The organism is Candidatus Binatia bacterium (genome assembly GCA_029248525.1).
Classification (GTDB): Bacteria; Desulfobacterota; Binatia; order UBA12015; family UBA12015; genus UBA12015.
On record JAQWJE010000049.1, the window covers coordinates 494,166 to 511,675 of the forward strand.

Consider the following 17,510-nt stretch of genomic DNA (forward strand, 5'->3'; position numbering starts at 1 on the left):
CGCCCGGAAACCGCGTCGCACGCCATTCGGGAGCCTTTGTTGAGCGGATAACGGCTGAACAGTCAGAAATCTCCTCTCAGACAACGTGCGCTCCGAGATTTCTCAGATAAACTCCTTTCGGTAATCCAACTTGCGTACTTGCGGTCTCCGGACAGCGGTCGCTGTCGAGGGAGAGAAGAAATGAATCTGGAATTCTCGGACGATCAGAAGTTCGTGCAGACAACAGCGCGCGAATTCTTGACGGCAAATGCGACTTTGCAGGTCGACCGTGCCGTCTTCGAATCAGACGCGTCCTACGACGAAGGTCTATGGAAGAAGGTAGCCGAGATGGGATGGCTGGGCACGACGGTGCCCGAATCTTACGGCGGTACCGGACTTGGCTACCTGGAGCTTGTTTTGCTCGCTCAGGAAATGGGTCGTTCGCTCGCACCAATCCCATTTGCTTCTTCCGTTTATGGAGCCACCGAAGCGATTCTTCTTTGCGGGACCGAGGAGCAAAAACAGAAATGGTTGCCGTTACTGAGCTCCGGTGAACGCATTGGATGCGTCGCTTTTTCCGAGGCTCTCGGAGACAGCGATGCCAAGAGCCTCGAGGTTCGCGTGAGCGGCGATACGATCAGCGGAACCAAAACGCCGGTTCTCGATGGTGATATTGCCGATTTGGCAGTCGTTCTGGTCGGCGAAGGGGAGGGCGCTTCTCTGGTGCTGGTCGATCTCGCAGGCGACGGTATCGAGCGCAAGAAACTCAACTCTCTGGACGCCAGCCGCTCGCAGGCCGAGATCGTTTTCTCTTCGGCTTCGTTCGAGCGATTGGGTGCGGCGGGCGAAGGCGAGGCGACCTTCGAGCGATTGATGGATCGCATGGCGATCCTGTTGGCATTCGAGCAGATTGGTGGCGCGGAACGCGCTTTGGAAATCTCTGTCGAGTACGTCAAGGAAAGGTTTGCTTTCGGTCGTGCCATTGGATCTTTTCAGGCGGTCAAGCATCGCCTCGCAGACTTCTATGCACGCAATCAAATTGCGGTTTCCAATGGATATTGGGCGGCATGGGCACTTTCGACCGACGATCCGGAGTTGCCAATGGCCGCTTGTAACCTGCGGGTCGCTTCGAGCGACGCCTTTGTCCTCGGCGCCGAAGACATGATCCAGGTGCACGGTGGCGTAGGCTTCACCTGGGAGTTCGATTGCCATTTATTCTATCGCCGCGCAAAGGTTCTCGCGGCGACGTTGGGTTCTCCGGGAACCTGGCGTGAAAAACTTATTACGCGCATTGAAGCGTCAGAAGCAGCTTGAGACGGAGGTTCCCATGAATTTTGAAGATTCCCCAGAAGAAAGTCTTTTTCGTGATCGATGCCGCGAGTGGCTGTCCGCGAACGCGGAGCCTCTGGTCGAGGGTAGCAAATCCTCGGCAGCGGAAAGGACAGATGAAGAGTATGTCGCCATGGCCAAGGAATGGCAGGCGAAAAAATATGATGCGGGATGGGCCTGCCTGACGTGGCCGAAGGATTGTGGCGGTCAGGGAATGGGGCGCATGGAACAGATCATCTGGAACCAGGAAGAGAGCAAGTTCCGCGCGGTTATGGATGTCTACCTGATCGGGCACGGGATGCTGGGACCCACGATCATGGCGCATGGGACCCCGGAACAAAAGGAGCGCTTCCTCCCCAATATGGCGCGGGGTAGCGAGATCTGGTGCCAGCTCTTCAGTGAGCCCTCGGCCGGATCGGATCTCGCCGGCCTGCGTATGTCGGCGGTCCGCGATGGCGACGACTGGGTGATCAACGGTCAGAAGATCTGGACCAGCGGTGCGCAGTATTCGGACTGGGGCATGATCGTGACCCGGACCGACCCGGATGCGCCCAAACATAAGGGTTTGACGTATTTCATCGTGAATATGAAATCGCCCGGCGTCGAAATTCGTCCCATCAAGCAGATCAACGGGGGAGAGGCTTTCAATGAAGTCTTTTTCACCGATGTTCGTGTTTCGGATGCCCAGCGCCTTGGTGAGGTTGGCCAGGGTTGGGGTGTCGCCCTGACGACATTGATGAACGAGCGTGTCGCTATCGGCGGTGGCGGTGGTGGCGGCCAGTTCAAGAAATTGCTGGATTTGGCGCGCAGGTCGCGTCGCCACGGTAAAGCAGCCATCGAAGATGGGAGCGTCCGCGCCCGATTGGCAGATATTTATATCGCCCAGAAAGGGATCCAATATACCGGATACCGAACCCTGTCGGCCCTGCTCAGTGGCGCGACACCCGGGCCTGAGGGTTCTATTGCGAAGGCCATCGGTGCCCCCTTGGGGCAGCAGACAGCCTCTTTCGCAATGGAATTGCAGGGTGAGTCCGGAGCATTGCTGGACGAGTCGGCTGAAGACGACGGTATCTGGCAGCAGGCCTATCTCGGTTCGCCGGGCCTGCGGATCGCCGGCGGCACGGATGAAGTGTTGCGCAACATTATTGCCGAGCGAGTTCTCGGGCTGCCCCCCGAATTGCGGATCGACAAGACGGTCCCCTTCCGGGAACTTCCCACCGGACCGAAAAGCTGAAGATCCTTTTCTTGAGCTTCAGGGGCCGCTTCCTTCGGGAGGTGGCCCCTTTTGTTTTTGAGGGGACAGGCAGTAAGAGCTTGTATGGCTGAAAATCAAATAATCGAGACAAAAGATACGAATTCGTTCGGAGTTCTACTTCTGGCGATTTGTGTGCTCATTTTCTTGATGCCCATGGCAGCGGTGCAGCATCCGCAGGCAGAGATTCTCCGTGCGTTGATTGCCTTGGTGTTGCTCGGTGGAGTTTTTGCGAGCACCCGGCGCAAAGGAGTCCTGACCGTCTCTGTGGTGCTCGCGGTTGGAGCTTCCGGGACAGGGTGGGCCGCAGACGCGCTCAACAACCAGGCAGTTTCGGTCGCTTCGTATATTCTTGCGCTGCTGAATATTATCTTCGTCATCGTTGTTGTATCTCGTGATGTCCTGCAGCGCTCGCATATCACGACAGACGCCGTCTTTGGCGGCTTGAGTGTCTTTCTGCTGATCGGTCTGGCGTTCATGATCCTCTACGGATTGGTGGAGTACGCGAAACCCGGTTCCTTTCTGATTCGAGGGGATATGATCGCAGGCAGTGATTCTCTGACTCGAAACCCGGCGTCCTTTGTCCACTTCCTCTATTTCAGTCTGATCACGCTCTCGACTGTCGGCTATGGAGATATTCTGGCTGTCCACCCGCTGGCGCAGATGTTGGCGGCAACCGAAGGGATTCTGGGACAGTTATTTATTGCCGTTGTCGTGGCTCGACTTGTCGGCATGCAAATGATGGCCTCTCAGGAGGCTTCTGCTGAGGCTAACGAATAGGTATGCCGCGTGAGATTGCCTTGCGAAGAGCATCGGCTTTCCAGGGGTCCGCAGGCTCCAGAATGAGCAGCTGCTCTTCGGCCTTGCCGGTTTCTCCGAGGGCGGCATATAGCTGGCCCAGATTGAAAATTGCGTTGATATCGTCGGGTCGGATCCGAAGGGCGCGTTGGTATGCATCTTCCGCTTCGCGAAAGAGCGCGAGATTCGCGTAAGCGACCCCCAAATTATTATAGGCATCGCCGTAGCCCGGATCGATCTCGATCGCTTGCTTGAAGGTCAGGATTGCCTTCGAATGATCTCCGTTCGCATCGTAAGCCGAGCCGAGGCTGTTCCAGGCTCGCGCATAGTTCGGGTTCATGCCGGTGGCGCGCCTCAAGACAACAATTGCTTTTGAGGCCTCGCCATTGGCGGTATAAGCAAGGCCCAGATTGTTGTATGCCTTGATCATTGTCGAGTCTTTCTGGATGGCTCTTTTGTAGGCCGAGATCGCTGGTTCAAAGCGCCCGAGCTTCGCGTACTGATTTCCCAGATCGTAGTAGGCCATCGAGAAGTCCGGAGCGGCGCGGATGGCCGCATGATACGCATCGATCGCTTCATGGGCGCGGCCCTCATCGGCGAGTCTTTCGCCCAGAAGAAAGTATTTCTCGGCGGCCAGAGGGCCCAGATTCGGATTGTCGGGTTTTGCGGCAGTACATGAGGCGATTCCGAGGGCCATCGCAAATCCGATAGCGGTTGATATAGGAAAACGGCGAAAAGGCTCTCGGGAATTCAGGGTCATAAGCAAATACTTCCGTTCTCCGAGCCAGTTGTCGAGCGAGCGGGCAGATCGACTCTCGACAGGTGGCGAGCGGGGGGCGATACTTCCGAAGGGCCTGCGTCCCTCTCGGACAGCAGATGATCATATGAATCCTTCGAAAACAGAGAATTCCAAGTCAATTCCGGAGACGAGCACCCGGCCTTCGGGGTCCGGCCCGAACCGGGAACTGGTTTTGCCCGAGGATCCGGTAGGTGCATCTCTCGAGGGGCCGTCGCCGCCCTCGCTAGGTTCCGCCGAGCTCTATCTGAATCGCGAGTTGACGTGGCTCGCCTTCTGCTGGCGCGTTCTGGCCGAGGCGGAAGACGCACGGAACCCTCTGCTCGAACGTGTGAAGTTTCTCGCGATCGTGAGCGGAAACCTCGACGAGTTTTTCATGAAAAGGATCGGTGGTCTCAAGCAGCAGTTGGCTGCTGGCGTGCGGGAACCGACCGTCGATGGTCGAACACCTGGTCAGCAGATTGAGGAGGCCTATGCGTTCATCGAGAAATTGGACGAGCGGCGGGTGGCGCTCTTCGAGCAGCTCCGAAGACTCCTCAAACAGGCGGATGTTCAACTTCTGCGCATTCGCGACCTGAAAGAAGAGCAACGGCTCAAGATGCGAGACGAGTACCTGCGGAATGTTTTTCCTCTGGTGACACCGCAAGCGATGGACCCCGCGCACCCCTTTCCGTTCGTCTCGAACCTTTCGCTGAATCTCCTCGTGACAGTTCGTTATCCCGGGGACCCCGCCACGATGATGTCGCGGGTGAAGGTGCCGATCGGTTCCGGGATTCCTCGATGGATGAGGGTTGACGACCAGCAGACTTTCGTGGCTCTGGAAGAAGTCATGGCGGAGAACCTCGATATTCTTTTCCCGGGGATGGAAGTTGTTGCCTGCGAGCTTTTCCGTGTGACGAGAAATGCGAACACGGAACTCGATGAAGAAGAGGCCGACGACCTGCTCGCGATGATCGAGACCGAGTTGCGAGACCGTCGATTTGCGCCAATTGTACGCCTCGAGGTTGGGTCGGAGATGTCTCTTGCGCGTCGCTCGATGCTCGCAGCCGAACTGGGTCTCGATGCGGATGCCGAAGTGCGGGCGGTCCATCGTCGATTTGCCCTGATCGACCTTCTCGAGATCGCTGCGATTGATCGACCGGATTTGCGCGACCCGTCGCATCGACCGATCGACAACGTGTCGCTTACCCCGGAGCGAAATATCTTTCATGTTTTGCGAGATGCCGGTGGAATCCTTCTGCACCATCCCTACGAGTCCTTTTCGACTTCGGTGGAGCGATTTCTTCTCGAAGCGGCCCGAGATTCGAAGGTGCGCGCCATCAAGATGACGCTCTATCGTACCTCGGCCGAAACCAAAGTGATTGATCATCTGCTGGAGGCCGTTCGTAACGGGAAGCAGGTGGCTGTCGTGGTCGAACTGAAGGCTCGCTTTGACGAAGACGCGAATATTCTTTGGGCGAGTCGGCTTGAGGAGATGGGGATTCACGTGACCTACGGGGTGGTTGGTCTCAAAACCCATTGCAAGACGATTCTCGTGGTCCGTCAGGACCACGACGGATTACGGCGCTATGCTCATATCGGGACGGGCAATTATCATTCGGGGACGGCGCGAGTTTATTCCGATCTTGGCTTGATGACCTCCGATGAGGAAATTGGTGGCGACCTCACGGAACTCTTCAATTACCTGACGACTGGGTACAAGCCTCGTCGGAAATATAAACATCTTCTGGTCGCACCCGTTTCCCTGAAGTCTGCTTTGATCGAGAAGATCGAACGAGAGGTCGACCATCTCGAGCAGCATCGGTTTGCGCATATCCAGATGAAGATGAATGCGTTGGAAGATGCGGACATCACCCGAGCCCTGTATCGCGCTGCCCGGGCCGGCGTTCGTATCGACCTCTTGATTCGTGATACGTGTCGTCTGCGACCAAAGATTTCCGGTCTTACCGAAAACGTACGGGTGGTCAGTATTGTGGGGCAGTTTCTCGAGCATGCCCGACTCTATTATTTCGCAAACGGGAACCAGCCGGAATATTGGATTGGCTCTGCTGATTGCATGAAGAGAAATTTGGAAAGTCGAGTCGAGGTTCTGGTGCCCGTTCTCGAGGAGTCCCTTCAGCTCGAACTACGATCCTATCTCGACTTGCAATTGGAGGACCGTGAGGACGCATGGGAAATGATGGCGGACGGTCGCTACGAGCGGTTGTCGGCCTTGAAGGGGTCTGGGCGCAAGTCGAGCTCACAGGCGAGATTGATTGAACTCGCGGACAAGCGAAGGAAGGCCGCGGGACGGCTGAAGAAGCGTAAAACCAGGGGAATCGCGCGACGAACTCTTTCCTGAGTCGCAGGGACGATCATGAACGCACCGCCACCGCAGCCTCAGATCACCGAATTTCTCGAAAGACGAGACCTCTCCGGGCTTCGCGAGGCGCTCTCCTCCTGGGAGTCCCCTGATATCGCCGTGCTGGTGGGCGAGTTGCCGGCTGACCAACGTGGTCTGGTGTTTCGTATTCTGCCGCGAGCACTCGCGGCTGAAACCTTCGAGTGTCTGGACCCTGAAGCCCGTCGGGAGCTTGTCGATACCTTTGCTCAAGACGATCTGGTCCGCCTGCTCGAGGATATGGCACCGGATGATCGGACCGCGCTTTTCGAGGAGTTGCCGGCCGTTGTCTCCCGCGCCCTGCTGGCCCAGCTTTCGAGCAAGGAGCGCCGGGTCGCGGCATGGCTTCTCGGATATCCCGAAGACTCGATCGGCCGTTTGATGACCCCTGAGTATATTCGAGTCCGGCAGGATTGGACGGTTGAGCGTGTGCTCGAACATATTCGACGTCACGGTCAGGATCGCGAAACTCTGAACGTTCTCTACGTTGTCGATGACACTGGTCGTTTGATTGACGATTTGCGCATTCGTGAAATTCTTCTGTCCCGTCCGGAGGCCAGTATCGAGGAGCTTTGCGACCACCGATATGTGGCGCTCAAGGCGACCGACGATCAGGAAACAGCGATCGAGGTATTTCGGGAATATGACCGGGTGGCTCTGCCCGTGACCGATAGTGAAGGGTTTCTGATCGGCATCGTCACCGTGGACGACGTTCTTGATGTTGCTGAAGAAGAGGCCACCGAGGATATTCATAAAATCGGGGGTTCCGAGGCTCTGGATGAGCCCTATCTGGTCATGTCCGTTCGGGGATTGATCAAAAAACGCGCAAGTTGGTTGGTCCTCCTCTTCCTTGGGGAGCTGCTGACCGCCAGCGCTCTGGCCCGCTTCGAGGGTGATCTGGCACGTGCGGTTGTGCTGGCGCTCTTCATCCCCCTGATTATTTCCAGCGGGGGCAACAGCGGCTCGCAGGCGACCACTTTCGTGATTCGAGCCATGGCGCTTGGCGAAGTGGGCCTCAAGGATTGGTGGAAGGTTCTCTGGCGGGAACTCCGTTCGGGCGTTGCTCTTGGTTTGATCCTCGGCGTCCTCGGCTTCCTGCGGGTTTGGCTCTGGGCAGAAGTTTTCGGGCTCTACGGGGAGCATGCGATTCTCATTGGAATTACCGTCGGCATCGCCCTGATGGGCGTTGTTCTGGTGGGGACGACCGCTGGCTCCATGTTGCCTTTTCTGATGCGCCGTATAGGTGCGGATCCGGCCGCAGCGTCAGCGCCTTTTGTGGCGACTCTGGTCGATGTGGCCGGGATCGTCATCTATTTCACATTTGCCTCCTTCCTTCTCGCCGGCACAATTCTCTGAACCGGTTCCGTGCGAGACGGGATCGAAATTCGTCGAGAGCGGAGAGCAGGACCGTCGGGGACCGAGCTTGTATGGACCGTGTTGATCATCGAGCCACAGATCCGGCCGCGACTTTGTCTCGATCCGCGATTCTCTGATCAAGGGATTGTGCGGGGCGGCCCGCTACTGGATCTCGCAGCAACGGAATCGCTTTGGGGCGAGGCTCCGGGCATCCGTCCGGAAGATTGGTTGGCCGCGGAGGATCCCGGCACGATCGGATTTTGTCCTACCAACTGGGGTTGGCAGTTCGGCGCGTGGCTCGTGGAAGGACATCGCCTGCGCGGTCTCCGTGATGATGCGCCGCCGAGTGATCCCTTATGGATGCTCTCTTGGTCTCCCGACCGCGGCTGGCATCAATCGATCAAGGAACTCGGCAGTCCGCTCGAGTTACCTTACCTCGGTCTGGAAATGCCTCAGATTCTTGACGCCGGTGCATGCCTTCCGCTCGAGGCTTTCCTGTCGCATCCCCGCATGCTTGCCGACCTGCGCAACGTTTTCGATTTTGCGGACGGTTGTGGTCCCGATCTCGACCCAAAATTCTGGGTCGAGTTGCGGCGGCGGCTGCCGGCGACATCGGAGGCTGCATATACTCTGCTGGCGGGAGGTTCGTTGCGCGTGAATGTGGACTCGGCAGTTACCGGGGTCGGAGAATTATTCAGGTTGGTCGAGGAAGCGAATCTCCCTGGCGTGCAGGCGAGGGCTGGTGCCTTGATCTTCACCGGTCCCCTGCCGAAGGCTCGCTTGCCCCTGTTCGCGATTGGCGCCCGGCAAGAGGGCGCGTTGGTGGTTGTCGCCATCGATGGCCGGCAGACCGGCGTGCCGGGGGGCACGATCGAAGAGGCCGCAGCGCTCCTGCGCGATCATGGCGCATATACCGGAGGGCTGGGCAGTGCGGGAGGGGACGTCTGTCTGGTGGAACGAACGAGTGGAGGGATGGATTATCTGAACACGCCCTCCACGCTTGGCGAGGGGCCGGCGGAAAGAGTCTCTCGCCGGGTGCCTTCTCTCATATTGATTTGAGAGAGAATTAGGCGAGAATAGAATGATCATGTTGGACACCACAAGGAATTCGTGAGGGCTGGAAGTCGTGAGTGGTTTTTCAGAACTTCTTCTTGCCGCCGGCTATCTCCGTGACCCTGATACTTTCGGGATCATCGGGGCGTTGGACCGCCCGGACGTCGAGACAGTCGAGAAATTCGGGGATCGGCTCACGGAAAAACTGGAGCTTGATCCGGAAGCACTGATTCTGGAGTTCGTCCCGCAGGCGGTAACGGCACGTGGGGAAGCCTTTCTTGTTGTCGCGTGGTGGGATGGCGATTTGACGCCGGAGGAGCGCGAGGCCCTCTCGGATGCCTACCGAGAAGAGTTTCTCTGGTCCGGCCTCTAGTCCCTTTCATGCATAGAGGAAGCCTTCGATCGCGTCGGCGTAATGCTCCATGCTCGCGATCGGAGCACTTCGCGCACCTTCACTGAGGCGAGCCAGCAAACCTTCTTCCTCGACCAGGCGCCGCAAAGCCCCAGCGAGTGCCTTGGGGTCCTCTCCCGGAACCAGAAGTCCGTCCTGTTCCTGCCGGATCGACTCGGGGAGCGCGCCACAATTGGTGCTGATTACGGGCCGCCCGGCGAGCATCGCCTCCCGTGTGGCCAGTCCGAAACTTTCAGGGCAGGTCGAGGGCACAACCAAAGCATCCGTTCTTGCCAGAATTTCCGGCAGGGCTTCGTCCGCAAAGATCCCGTAAGCCCGCGCCCGTGGCTCCTCGCGAAGGAGGGGGCCCAATTGTGCCTCATAGGGGTGTTGTTCCCAGCGTCGACCGTGAAGTGCGAGTCGGAGCGGCAGGTCGTGCAACTCCTGCAGCGCCTCGAGGAGAATATGCGGTCCCTTGTGCGGCAGGAGGTGGCCGATGAAGGTGATCCGGAGAGGATGGCTTTCCGAGATCGGCTCGGTTCGTGAAAGGGTAGCCTCCTTGGATGGTGTGGGCAGCCCGAGAGCGATCGCGCGAGTGGATAGCGTAGGCATGGGCATACCCTGCCGGTGGAGCTCCTCGATAACGAATTTTGAGGGTGTGACGATACGATCGTAGGTATCGAGCGCTTGGCGCAGCGTTTGAAATCGTTCATCCGCGACAAGCGGGCCGGCGGCTCTGGCCGGACTCCAGGGGAGAAGCTGCGCGAGTCTCGTACGAATTCGACCGGCCTCGGAAGGTTCGGCAGCAGAGGCCGCCTCTCCGGATACGCAAGCTACACAGTCCCGCTGCAGCGGACCTTCACAGGGTGTCAGATCTTCGCGTTGCAGCATCACGCGGTGGCAGGCGTACCAGTATTCATGGACGGTGGCGACGCAGCGGATCCCCGCGTCCCGGGCGATCATGGGCAGATCGCCCGACAATCCGATCAGGTGCTGGAAGTGTACGATATCGGGTCGTGTTTTTCGGATTTCCTGACGAAACGCCGTGGCGACGGCCGTCGAAAGGAAGTGATCGCGGAATTGACCGCCTCGAGCGTCGTTGACCACGCTGGTGACAGCCAGATCGTCGACGACCTCCTCAAGGATATCCCCATCGCTGCCCTCGGGGTCACTATGGCGAGTGAAAATACGGACGGTATGGCCTTTTCGGTGCAGAACCCGCGCCAATCGCTGGGTGTGGGTCTCCACCCCGCCAAAGGCGCGTGGCGGGTAGCCGTTGCTTACCTGAAGAATCCGCATGGAATCAGCTCTCGCTCTGCCCTTCGCTCGCTTTGATCTGGCGGACGATATTTTTCTGAAGTTCCTTCAGAGGGTTCTCGCGGATAAACTTCTGCACGTCGCGGTGGTAGCTGGGGTGCATCTGACCAATCTTCAGGTTGTGGCTCTCCCGCTGCTCCGCGGCTGTTTCACCAAAAGAGGCGCTGCCTGCGTGAAAGACAAAAAGATCGTCACAGAGGCGGATCTTCCATTGCGCCGCTTTGGCTCGCTCGCAGAAATCGTTCTCCTCACCGTAGCCCGTGCCGAAATTAGCTTCGTCGAAGAAGCCGACTTCGCGGATCGTGGTGCAGCGAATGTACATGCAGAACCCGACGGCGGTGACGAGTTCGGGCCTTGTCTGCATGCTCGCTTTCCGAACGAGTCGATCGAAGGAGTCCGGAGTAAAGCCCCGGGGAAGCGGATTTTCCTTCATGAATTCAGGAATGCTGCAGATCGTCCCATTATTGGTGAAGGGACTGGCGACTCCTGTCAAAGGATCTTCGTAGACGGAATCGGCCAGTCTCTGATTGAAGCTTTTCGGGACGAGAGTATCGCTGTTGAGAAGCAAGGAGTCGCGATTATCTCTGGTCGCGCGATGCATGCCGATATTTGCCGTGGCGACAAACCCCCGGTTTTCCCGGGCCTGATGGATGCAGACCTGCGGGTGCTGTCCCGCAAGATCGCGTAGCATCGGCTGCATCTGCGGATCCGGACTGGCGTCGTCGATCAGAAAGAGCCGCCAATCGCCGGAGGCATGCGTCAGCACACTTTCGATGCACGCCCGCGTTGCTTCCCGTGCTCCGAAAATCGGGACGATGATGTCGACGCCGCGACGCCCGCGCCAGCGGGAAAAGATCCGCTCGCCAAGTTTCTGAAGAAACGGCACTTTTTCTTATTACCGTGTCTCGCGTCAGGGTGCATATGGGGCGCCTCGGGCCCAAAATGACGATGCTTGTGGGAAAAGAACGGATGAAGTCAGATCCCGGGGGGGCTATCCTGCAAGGATGCACCCGCCCGAGATCGAGGCTTCTCTGCCGCCGGCAAAGAAGCGAACAGGCCTTGGTCTGTTCGCAGTCGCTGTGGCGGTGGCCTCGTGGGGCTATAGTGCCGTGGCGATCAAGGCGGTTTCGACGACCGGTCCGGTAACCGCTTTTTATCGTCTCTGGTTGGCCATTCCGATCCTCTGGGTCTTCATTTTGAGCGTACCCCGCCTGCGAGCCTCCTTGGGGCGGGACTGGCTGTTCGGCTCGATGGCCGGCGGCGTTCTCTTTGCCACGCACCAGCTGTTTTTCTTCACGGCTGTGAACTTCACGACGATCGCCAACGTCACGATCATCGGCGCTCTGCAACCGGTCCTCGTTCTTTTGGTGGCCGCGAGACTCTTTGCCGAGCCAGCATCCCCGCGTGTTCTCGGAGCCAGTCTCGTCGCGATCGCAGGGACCGTTCTGGTTGTATGGGGGTCGCTCGGCGAAGCTGCGGCCGGGTTCGGCGACCTTCTCGGCGTCGGGAACCTGTTTGCCTTCACCGGATATTTTCTGATTTCCAAACGAGTTCGGGAAGGCGTGGGGACGGCAGAATACGTGGTCGGCATGACGACGGTAGCAGGTGTTTGCATGGGAGGAGCCTGCCTTTTCCTCGGCGAAGATCTGGGCTCTCCCTCGGACACGGACCTCATCGTGATTGCCTCTCTGGCCCTGCTTCCGGGGACTCTGGGGCATGTGCTTACCAACTGGGCACACGCACATGTTTCGGCGTTGCAGATTTCGATTGTGCTTTTGGCAGCCCCGGTGGTGGCCACAGCCGGCGCGGCATTTTTTCTCGGCGAGGAGATTACCGGCGTCCAGCTGGCCGGCTTTATCATTGTTTTGAGCTCCATCGGTTTTGTCGTGCTGGCACAGGAACCCGATGAGGCCGAGGCTCTTGCGGAGGGGGTTGCGGGGACAGAAGCTCCCTAGACACTCCCTCGTCGACCTCTGGCACGCTTGAGAAAAAGCCGATAGGCCCGGGCGAGATTATTCACTCTCTGAAGGAAAGGTTCTTGAAAATGATCAGTACGATGCAGGATTGCCCACTGACGATCACGGAGATCATGCGCCATGGAGCGACGGTTTACGGCGCCAGCGAGGTGGTGACGTTTCAGGGAGAATCGAGCCGGCGTGCTACCTTTGCCGAGGTCGAGTTTCGTGCACGGAAGCTCGCACAGGCCCTGGAGAGCCTCGGCGTCAAGCCGGGGGATCGAGTGGGCACCTTCATGTGGAACGACCAGGAGCACCTGGAGGCTTATTTTGCCGTCCCATGCATGGGAGCGGTTCTGCATACCCTCAATATCCGTTTGTTCCCCGAGCAACTTCTTTACGTCATCGAACATGCAGAGGATGACGTCATCCTGGTCGACGATTCGCTGGTACCCTTGTTGGCCCGGATCGTCGGAGACCTGAAGAAGCGACCGAAGTTTATCCTGGTCGGTGACGGGGACGGTTCGCCGCTGGGGGAGACTCTTGCTTACGAGGAGCTGCTGGCCGCTGAGTCGGGCGACTATATCTGGCCGCAAATCGAGGAGAATCAGGCAGCCGCAATGTGTTATACCAGCGGCACCACGGGGAACCCGAAAGGGGTGGTCTACAGTCACCGATCCAGCGTGCTGCACGCGATGGCTTCTGTGTCGGGGAACGGATTTGCTCTCAGCGAGCAGGACAGGGTGCTGATGATCGTGCCGATGTTCCACGCCAACGCCTGGGGCTTGCCGCATTCCTCCTGGATGAGTGGGGCCGATTTCATTCTGCCGGAGCGTCATCTTCAGGGGGAGCCCCTGGCGGCACTGATTGCCGCCGAAAAGCCGACCTTTTCGGGCGCGGTGCCGACCGTATGGAACGATATTCTCCGCTACGGCGATTCGGAGGAGCTCGACCTGTCCTCGCTCCGGATGGTCGTCTGCGGCGGTTCTGCGGTCCCGCGGACCTTGATGGAGAAATTGGATCAGAAGTACGGCGTGCGCATGATTCAGGCCTGGGGCATGACCGAGACGAGCCCGCTCGGGGCCATAGCTCATCCTCCCCGCTCCGCCGCTCCCGGCACGGATCTGGATTGGCGGACCAAGACCGGTCGGATTTTTGCGGGTGTGGAGCTTCGCATCGTGGACGACGCGGGTCAGCCGCTGCCATGGGACGGGGAGGCTTTTGGCGAAATGCAAATCCGCGGCCCCTGGATCACCGGGAGCTATTACAAGGACGCTTCCGAGGACAAGTTTCAAGATGGATGGCTCCGGACAGGGGATGTGGGCAACGTCGACCCCTTGGGCTTTGTTCAGATCACAGACCGGGCCAAGGATGTGATCAAATCGGGCGGCGAGTGGATCTCCTCGGTGGAACTGGAAAACGAGATCATGGCACATCCTGCTGTCGTGGAAGCAGCGGTCGTCGCGGTTCCTGATGATCGTTGGGATGAGCGGCCGCTGGCGTGCGTGGTTCTGGAATCCGGTGCCTCGGAATCTGCAAGCGATTTGAGAGACTTTCTGGCCGGCCGGGTGGCCAAATGGTGGTTGCCGGAGAGATGGGCCTTTATCCCGGAAGTGCCGAAAACCAGCGTGGGTAAATTCGACAAGAAGGTCCTGCGCGCCCAGCACGAATCCGGCACACTGCAGGTGGAAACGATCTGATCCAGAGTCGGCGCAGCCTCGGGGAGGGAGGACGGCAGAACAAGAAAAGGCCCCACCGACAGCTGCCGGCAGGGCCCTTCCCTTTTCTTCACGGCGAGTGCCCCCACAGACATGCCGCAAAGCTTTGCAATCACTGTTATCACAGCAGGTATCGTGCCATGCCTTCAGCGAGGTTCGGATCTTCGATGCGCCAGTCGGATATTCTTCCAAGATACTGTATTTTCAGCAATAAATATAGATTTTGGATTTCGAGTCCGTGCGGCCTCGGCGTCGTGAAAAAGATAACAAATTACGAGGTTCACAATTTGACTCGTGGGGTGTATGAAAAAGCCAACACTGCCGCGGGCTCTCTGGCGTGATTGCACGTTCGATTCCCGGAAGGAGCCTCCATGCAGGCGTTCGATAAACGTATCCGTTCCCTCTGCTCGATCGGGTTGATCGCTTCGGCGATGATGGCGATCGCGGGATACGGCGCCGTGTTCCAGTTTGAGGACTCGATCTGGCCGGGTTTCCCCATGCGTACTAACGGAGCCGTCGCCTTGAAACTCTTCGCGGCGCCGGAGGTGCAGGACGAGTTGCAAGGGCTGGAGGCAGGGATGCGGGTGACCCATGTCGACGGGGTTGCAGTGTCCTCGGGAAGCTCTGTCTACGAGATGGTGGCTGGGCTCACCCCGGGAGAGCCAGTCCGGTACCGGATGGAGAACGTACTTACAGGGCGGCAAAAAACCTTCGTTGTGCCCGTCCAGGAATTTTCTCAGGCGATCGCCTACCGAGTCTGGATGCCTCTTCTAGGGGTCGGGCTGATTTTCATGGGAGCACTCGCGCTCCCTGTTTTCGTACGCACGGACTCGCCCAGTACGCGGGCGCTTTTCATGGTCGGTGTGGGGGTTACCAACCAATTTTGCTTCGCATTGCCGATCCTTTATTTCGCGCATCACTACTCGTGGGTCCCGCAAGTCTTTGGCATCCCGACGGTGGCAGGGGTCCTGATTCTGGCTTTCGTATTTCCCGTGGCTCGCAATCCTCTGCGTTCGTTCCCTCGAGCGACTCTCGGCTTGATCTGGGCGATCGCCGTGGCGTTTGTGGTCGGCGAGATGGTCTGGATGCAGTCGCAGTCTCCGAACTTTTACTGGATGGAATTTTTGCGCGTCAGGCTCCTTTTGCTCGGCTTCGCCCTCTTGTTCTGCAATGTCGCCTTCACGGCATTCACGCACGCGAACACTGGGGTTCGGGGGCAGGCAAAGCTTTTTCTCCGCGGTATCATTCTGGGCGGATTTACGATGTGCGGACTTCTTGTCCTGAATCTCTATGGCGGCGAGCAGTTCTCCTATCTGGAGCCGCTCGTCTGGGCGAATCCGCTCCTGATTTTCTCCTCGACCATTTCCATCGGCATGTTGCGCTATGGGCTTTTCGGTTTTGGTCGCGAGGCCCGGCGCTCTCTGGGGCGGTTGAGCCTTTTTCTGGTTACCCTCAGTGTTGGATATAACGGCTTCGCCTTTTTGGAGATCTTTCTGGATACCGCTCAGGCGTGGGGGGTCATTTTTGCGACCAGCCTGATTGTGATCGCGATGCTCGCCATATGGCCGCGAGCCTATCGTATGCTGGAGGGGCTCCTGCAGGCGGTCTTGATCCCCGAGAGGCAACGATCTCGAGTCACATTGGAGGCGGCGGCCGTCGAGATGTCCGGTATCAGAGATCCCGCAAAAATTGCCGAATATATGGAGAAGATACTGGGTGATGCGCTTGGCGCCTCGTGGGTTCGTTGTGTCCTTGGCTCCGTCGGGCAGCCTCTGCTCGAATTTTCCGACCGGGAGAACGGACGTTTCATCGAGCCCGGGAGCAGCCTCTACCAACTGATTCTCACCGGGGGCAGCCTGGTGACCCAGCCTGCGGCCGCTCCGGGCGGCGCCCTGTCGGGTGCGGTCGTGGATGCGCGCCGGGAAGGGATCAGCTTGATGGCGGCGATGCCGGCACGGGAGGATCTTATCGGGGCGCTTCTATGCGGCCCGCCTGCTTCGGGTGCGCCCTACACGGCCTCGGATTTCGCTTTGGTCAAATTATTGGCGACTTCCGTCGCAGTGGCGCTGGAGAATGCTCGGTCGTGGACCGAGGTTCATGAACTCCGAGCGAGGTTGGAGCAGGAGAACCTGTTCCTGCGCGCCGAAGCTCGCTCGGATCAGGGTACAAGCGAGTTGATCGGAAGCAGCCCCCTGTTGCGGGAGGCCCTCTCTCAGGTCGAGGCTGTTGCGGGTACCTCGGCCTCCGTCCTGGTAATCGGCGAGACTGGGGTGGGCAAGGAACTCGCAGTGCGACAGCTCCATCAGTCCAGCCTTCGAGCCGAGCAGCCGTTGGTCAAGGTTGCGTGTGCCGCGCTTCCGGAAAGTCTCCTCGAAAGTGAGCTGTTCGGTTTCGAGCCCGGAGCCTTCACGGGAGCCACAAAACGTCGGCTCGGTCGATTTGAAGTCGCAGATGGCGGGACGTTGTTTCTCGATGACGTCGATACGCTCCCGTTGACTGTGCAGGCCAAATTGCTTCGCGCGCTCCAGGAGGGCGAGATCCAGAGGCTGGGAAGTAACGTCGTCCTTCAGGTAGATGTCCGACTTGTCGCAGCGACCAACAGGGACCTTCTCGGTGAGGTGCGTGCGGGCCGTTTTCGCGAGGATTTATTCTATCGATTGAATGTGGTGCCCATTCAGTTGCCTCCCTTGCGCGAGCGAAAGGAGGACATCGTTGGGCTTGTCGCTCATTTCGCGGACACTCTTGGTCCGGGACTCGGACGTGAGATCGAGGAAATTTCGTCCGGAGCACTCGACATCCTTCAGCGCTATGATTGGCCGGGGAATATTCGCGAGCTGCGCAACACGATCGAGCGTGCCCTGGTGATGGGTCGCGGCCCCATCTTGCAACTGCCCGGGGGGGCGCTTGATACTCCCCTGTCCGAAAGCAAGGGCCGGGAGACGTCGGTTGAGGTTTCCCCAAAGACCGAAGCGCGGGGTGGGGTTGTCGGTTCGGCTTCTCTCAAGGAACTCCTGTTGGCCCATAAAAAGGGCCTGATCATTGAGGCTCTGGCCGCCAATCAAGGCAACCAGGCGGCCGCGGCGAAGGTTCTCGGTGTTCATCGCTCCAACTTGAACCGCATGATCAAGGATCTGGATCTTTCGATGCCCTGATTCGCGGTGCCTTGTTGGTCGAGCGACCGCGAGT

General features: G+C 58.6%; 13 protein-coding genes. 10 read left to right on the forward strand and 3 right to left on the reverse strand.

Annotated elements, in window-relative coordinates:
- Positions 1-180: 180 nt before the first annotated feature.
- The 3 genes from P8K07_14715 to P8K07_14725 all read left to right on the forward strand — a co-directional run bounded on the left by P8K07_14715 (position 181) and on the right by P8K07_14725 (position 3,340).
- Complete coding sequence (locus tag P8K07_14715) at positions 181-1,293, forward strand: acyl-CoA/acyl-ACP dehydrogenase (GenBank protein ID MDG1959773.1); 1,113 nt, start codon at positions 181-183, stop codon at positions 1,291-1,293.
- Between the two features lie 13 nt (positions 1,294-1,306).
- Positions 1,307-2,542 (forward strand): acyl-CoA dehydrogenase family protein, encoded by a 1,236-nt coding sequence (locus tag P8K07_14720; GenBank protein ID MDG1959774.1) that lies wholly within the window; start codon positions 1,307-1,309, stop codon positions 2,540-2,542.
- Positions 2,543-2,626: 84 nt separating this feature from the next.
- Positions 2,627-3,340 (forward strand): ion channel, encoded by a 714-nt coding sequence (locus P8K07_14725; GenBank protein ID MDG1959775.1) that lies wholly within the window; start codon positions 2,627-2,629, stop codon positions 3,338-3,340.
- Here the strand turns inward: P8K07_14725 and P8K07_14730 are convergent.
- Entirely contained in the window at positions 3,330-4,055 is a 726-nt protein-coding gene (locus tag P8K07_14730; protein MDG1959776.1) for a tetratricopeptide repeat protein, read from the reverse strand. The two genes, P8K07_14725 and P8K07_14730, sit on opposite strands and share 11 nt — an antisense overlap.
- A 187-nt stretch (positions 4,056-4,242) precedes the next feature.
- Here P8K07_14730 and ppk1 point away from each other — a divergent pair, with 187 nt between their 5' ends.
- The 4 genes from ppk1 (at position 4,243) to P8K07_14750 (ending at position 9,316) form a co-directional block, all read left to right on the forward strand.
- Positions 4,243-6,495 carry a polyphosphate kinase 1 gene (gene ppk1, locus P8K07_14735; GenBank protein MDG1959777.1) on the forward strand — a complete coding sequence of 751 codons (2,253 nt, stop codon included), beginning with the start codon at positions 4,243-4,245 and terminating at the stop codon, positions 6,493-6,495.
- 15 nt (positions 6,496-6,510) lie between these two features.
- Positions 6,511-7,890 carry a magnesium transporter gene (mgtE, locus tag P8K07_14740; protein ID MDG1959778.1) on the forward strand — a complete coding sequence of 460 codons (1,380 nt, stop codon included), beginning with the start codon at positions 6,511-6,513 and terminating at the stop codon, positions 7,888-7,890.
- Positions 7,891-7,968: 78 nt separating this feature from the next.
- Entirely contained in the window at positions 7,969-8,949 is a 981-nt protein-coding gene (locus P8K07_14745; GenBank protein MDG1959779.1) for a hypothetical protein, read from the forward strand.
- Positions 8,950-9,016: 67 nt separating this feature from the next.
- Entirely contained in the window at positions 9,017-9,316 is a 300-nt protein-coding gene (locus tag P8K07_14750; protein MDG1959780.1) for a hypothetical protein, read from the forward strand.
- Positions 9,317-9,322: 6 nt separating this feature from the next.
- Here the strand turns inward: P8K07_14750 and P8K07_14755 are convergent, their stop codons facing one another.
- Together P8K07_14755 and P8K07_14760 are read right to left on the reverse strand one after the other, a co-directional pair.
- The gene (locus tag P8K07_14755) at positions 9,323-10,633 is read right to left on the reverse strand and encodes a glycosyltransferase (protein MDG1959781.1); all 1,311 of its coding nucleotides are present in this window, start codon (positions 10,631-10,633) and stop codon (positions 9,323-9,325) included.
- Positions 10,634-10,637: 4 nt separating this feature from the next.
- On the reverse strand, positions 10,638-11,537 hold the full coding sequence (locus P8K07_14760; protein ID MDG1959782.1) for a glycosyltransferase: 900 nt from the start codon (positions 11,535-11,537) through the stop codon (positions 10,638-10,640).
- Between the two features lie 118 nt (positions 11,538-11,655).
- Here P8K07_14760 and P8K07_14765 point away from each other — a divergent pair, with 118 nt between their 5' ends.
- From P8K07_14765 to P8K07_14775, 3 genes are all read left to right on the forward strand, one after another.
- Positions 11,656-12,606 carry a DMT family transporter gene (locus tag P8K07_14765; protein MDG1959783.1) on the forward strand — a complete coding sequence of 317 codons (951 nt, stop codon included), beginning with the start codon at positions 11,656-11,658 and terminating at the stop codon, positions 12,604-12,606.
- A gap of 89 nt (positions 12,607-12,695) precedes the next feature.
- Positions 12,696-14,306 carry a long-chain fatty acid--CoA ligase gene (locus P8K07_14770; protein ID MDG1959784.1) on the forward strand — a complete coding sequence of 537 codons (1,611 nt, stop codon included), beginning with the start codon at positions 12,696-12,698 and terminating at the stop codon, positions 14,304-14,306.
- Between the two features lie 389 nt (positions 14,307-14,695).
- On the forward strand, positions 14,696-17,476 hold the full coding sequence (locus tag P8K07_14775) for a sigma 54-interacting transcriptional regulator (protein ID MDG1959785.1): 2,781 nt from the start codon (positions 14,696-14,698) through the stop codon (positions 17,474-17,476).
- Positions 17,477-17,510 lie beyond the last annotated feature (34 nt).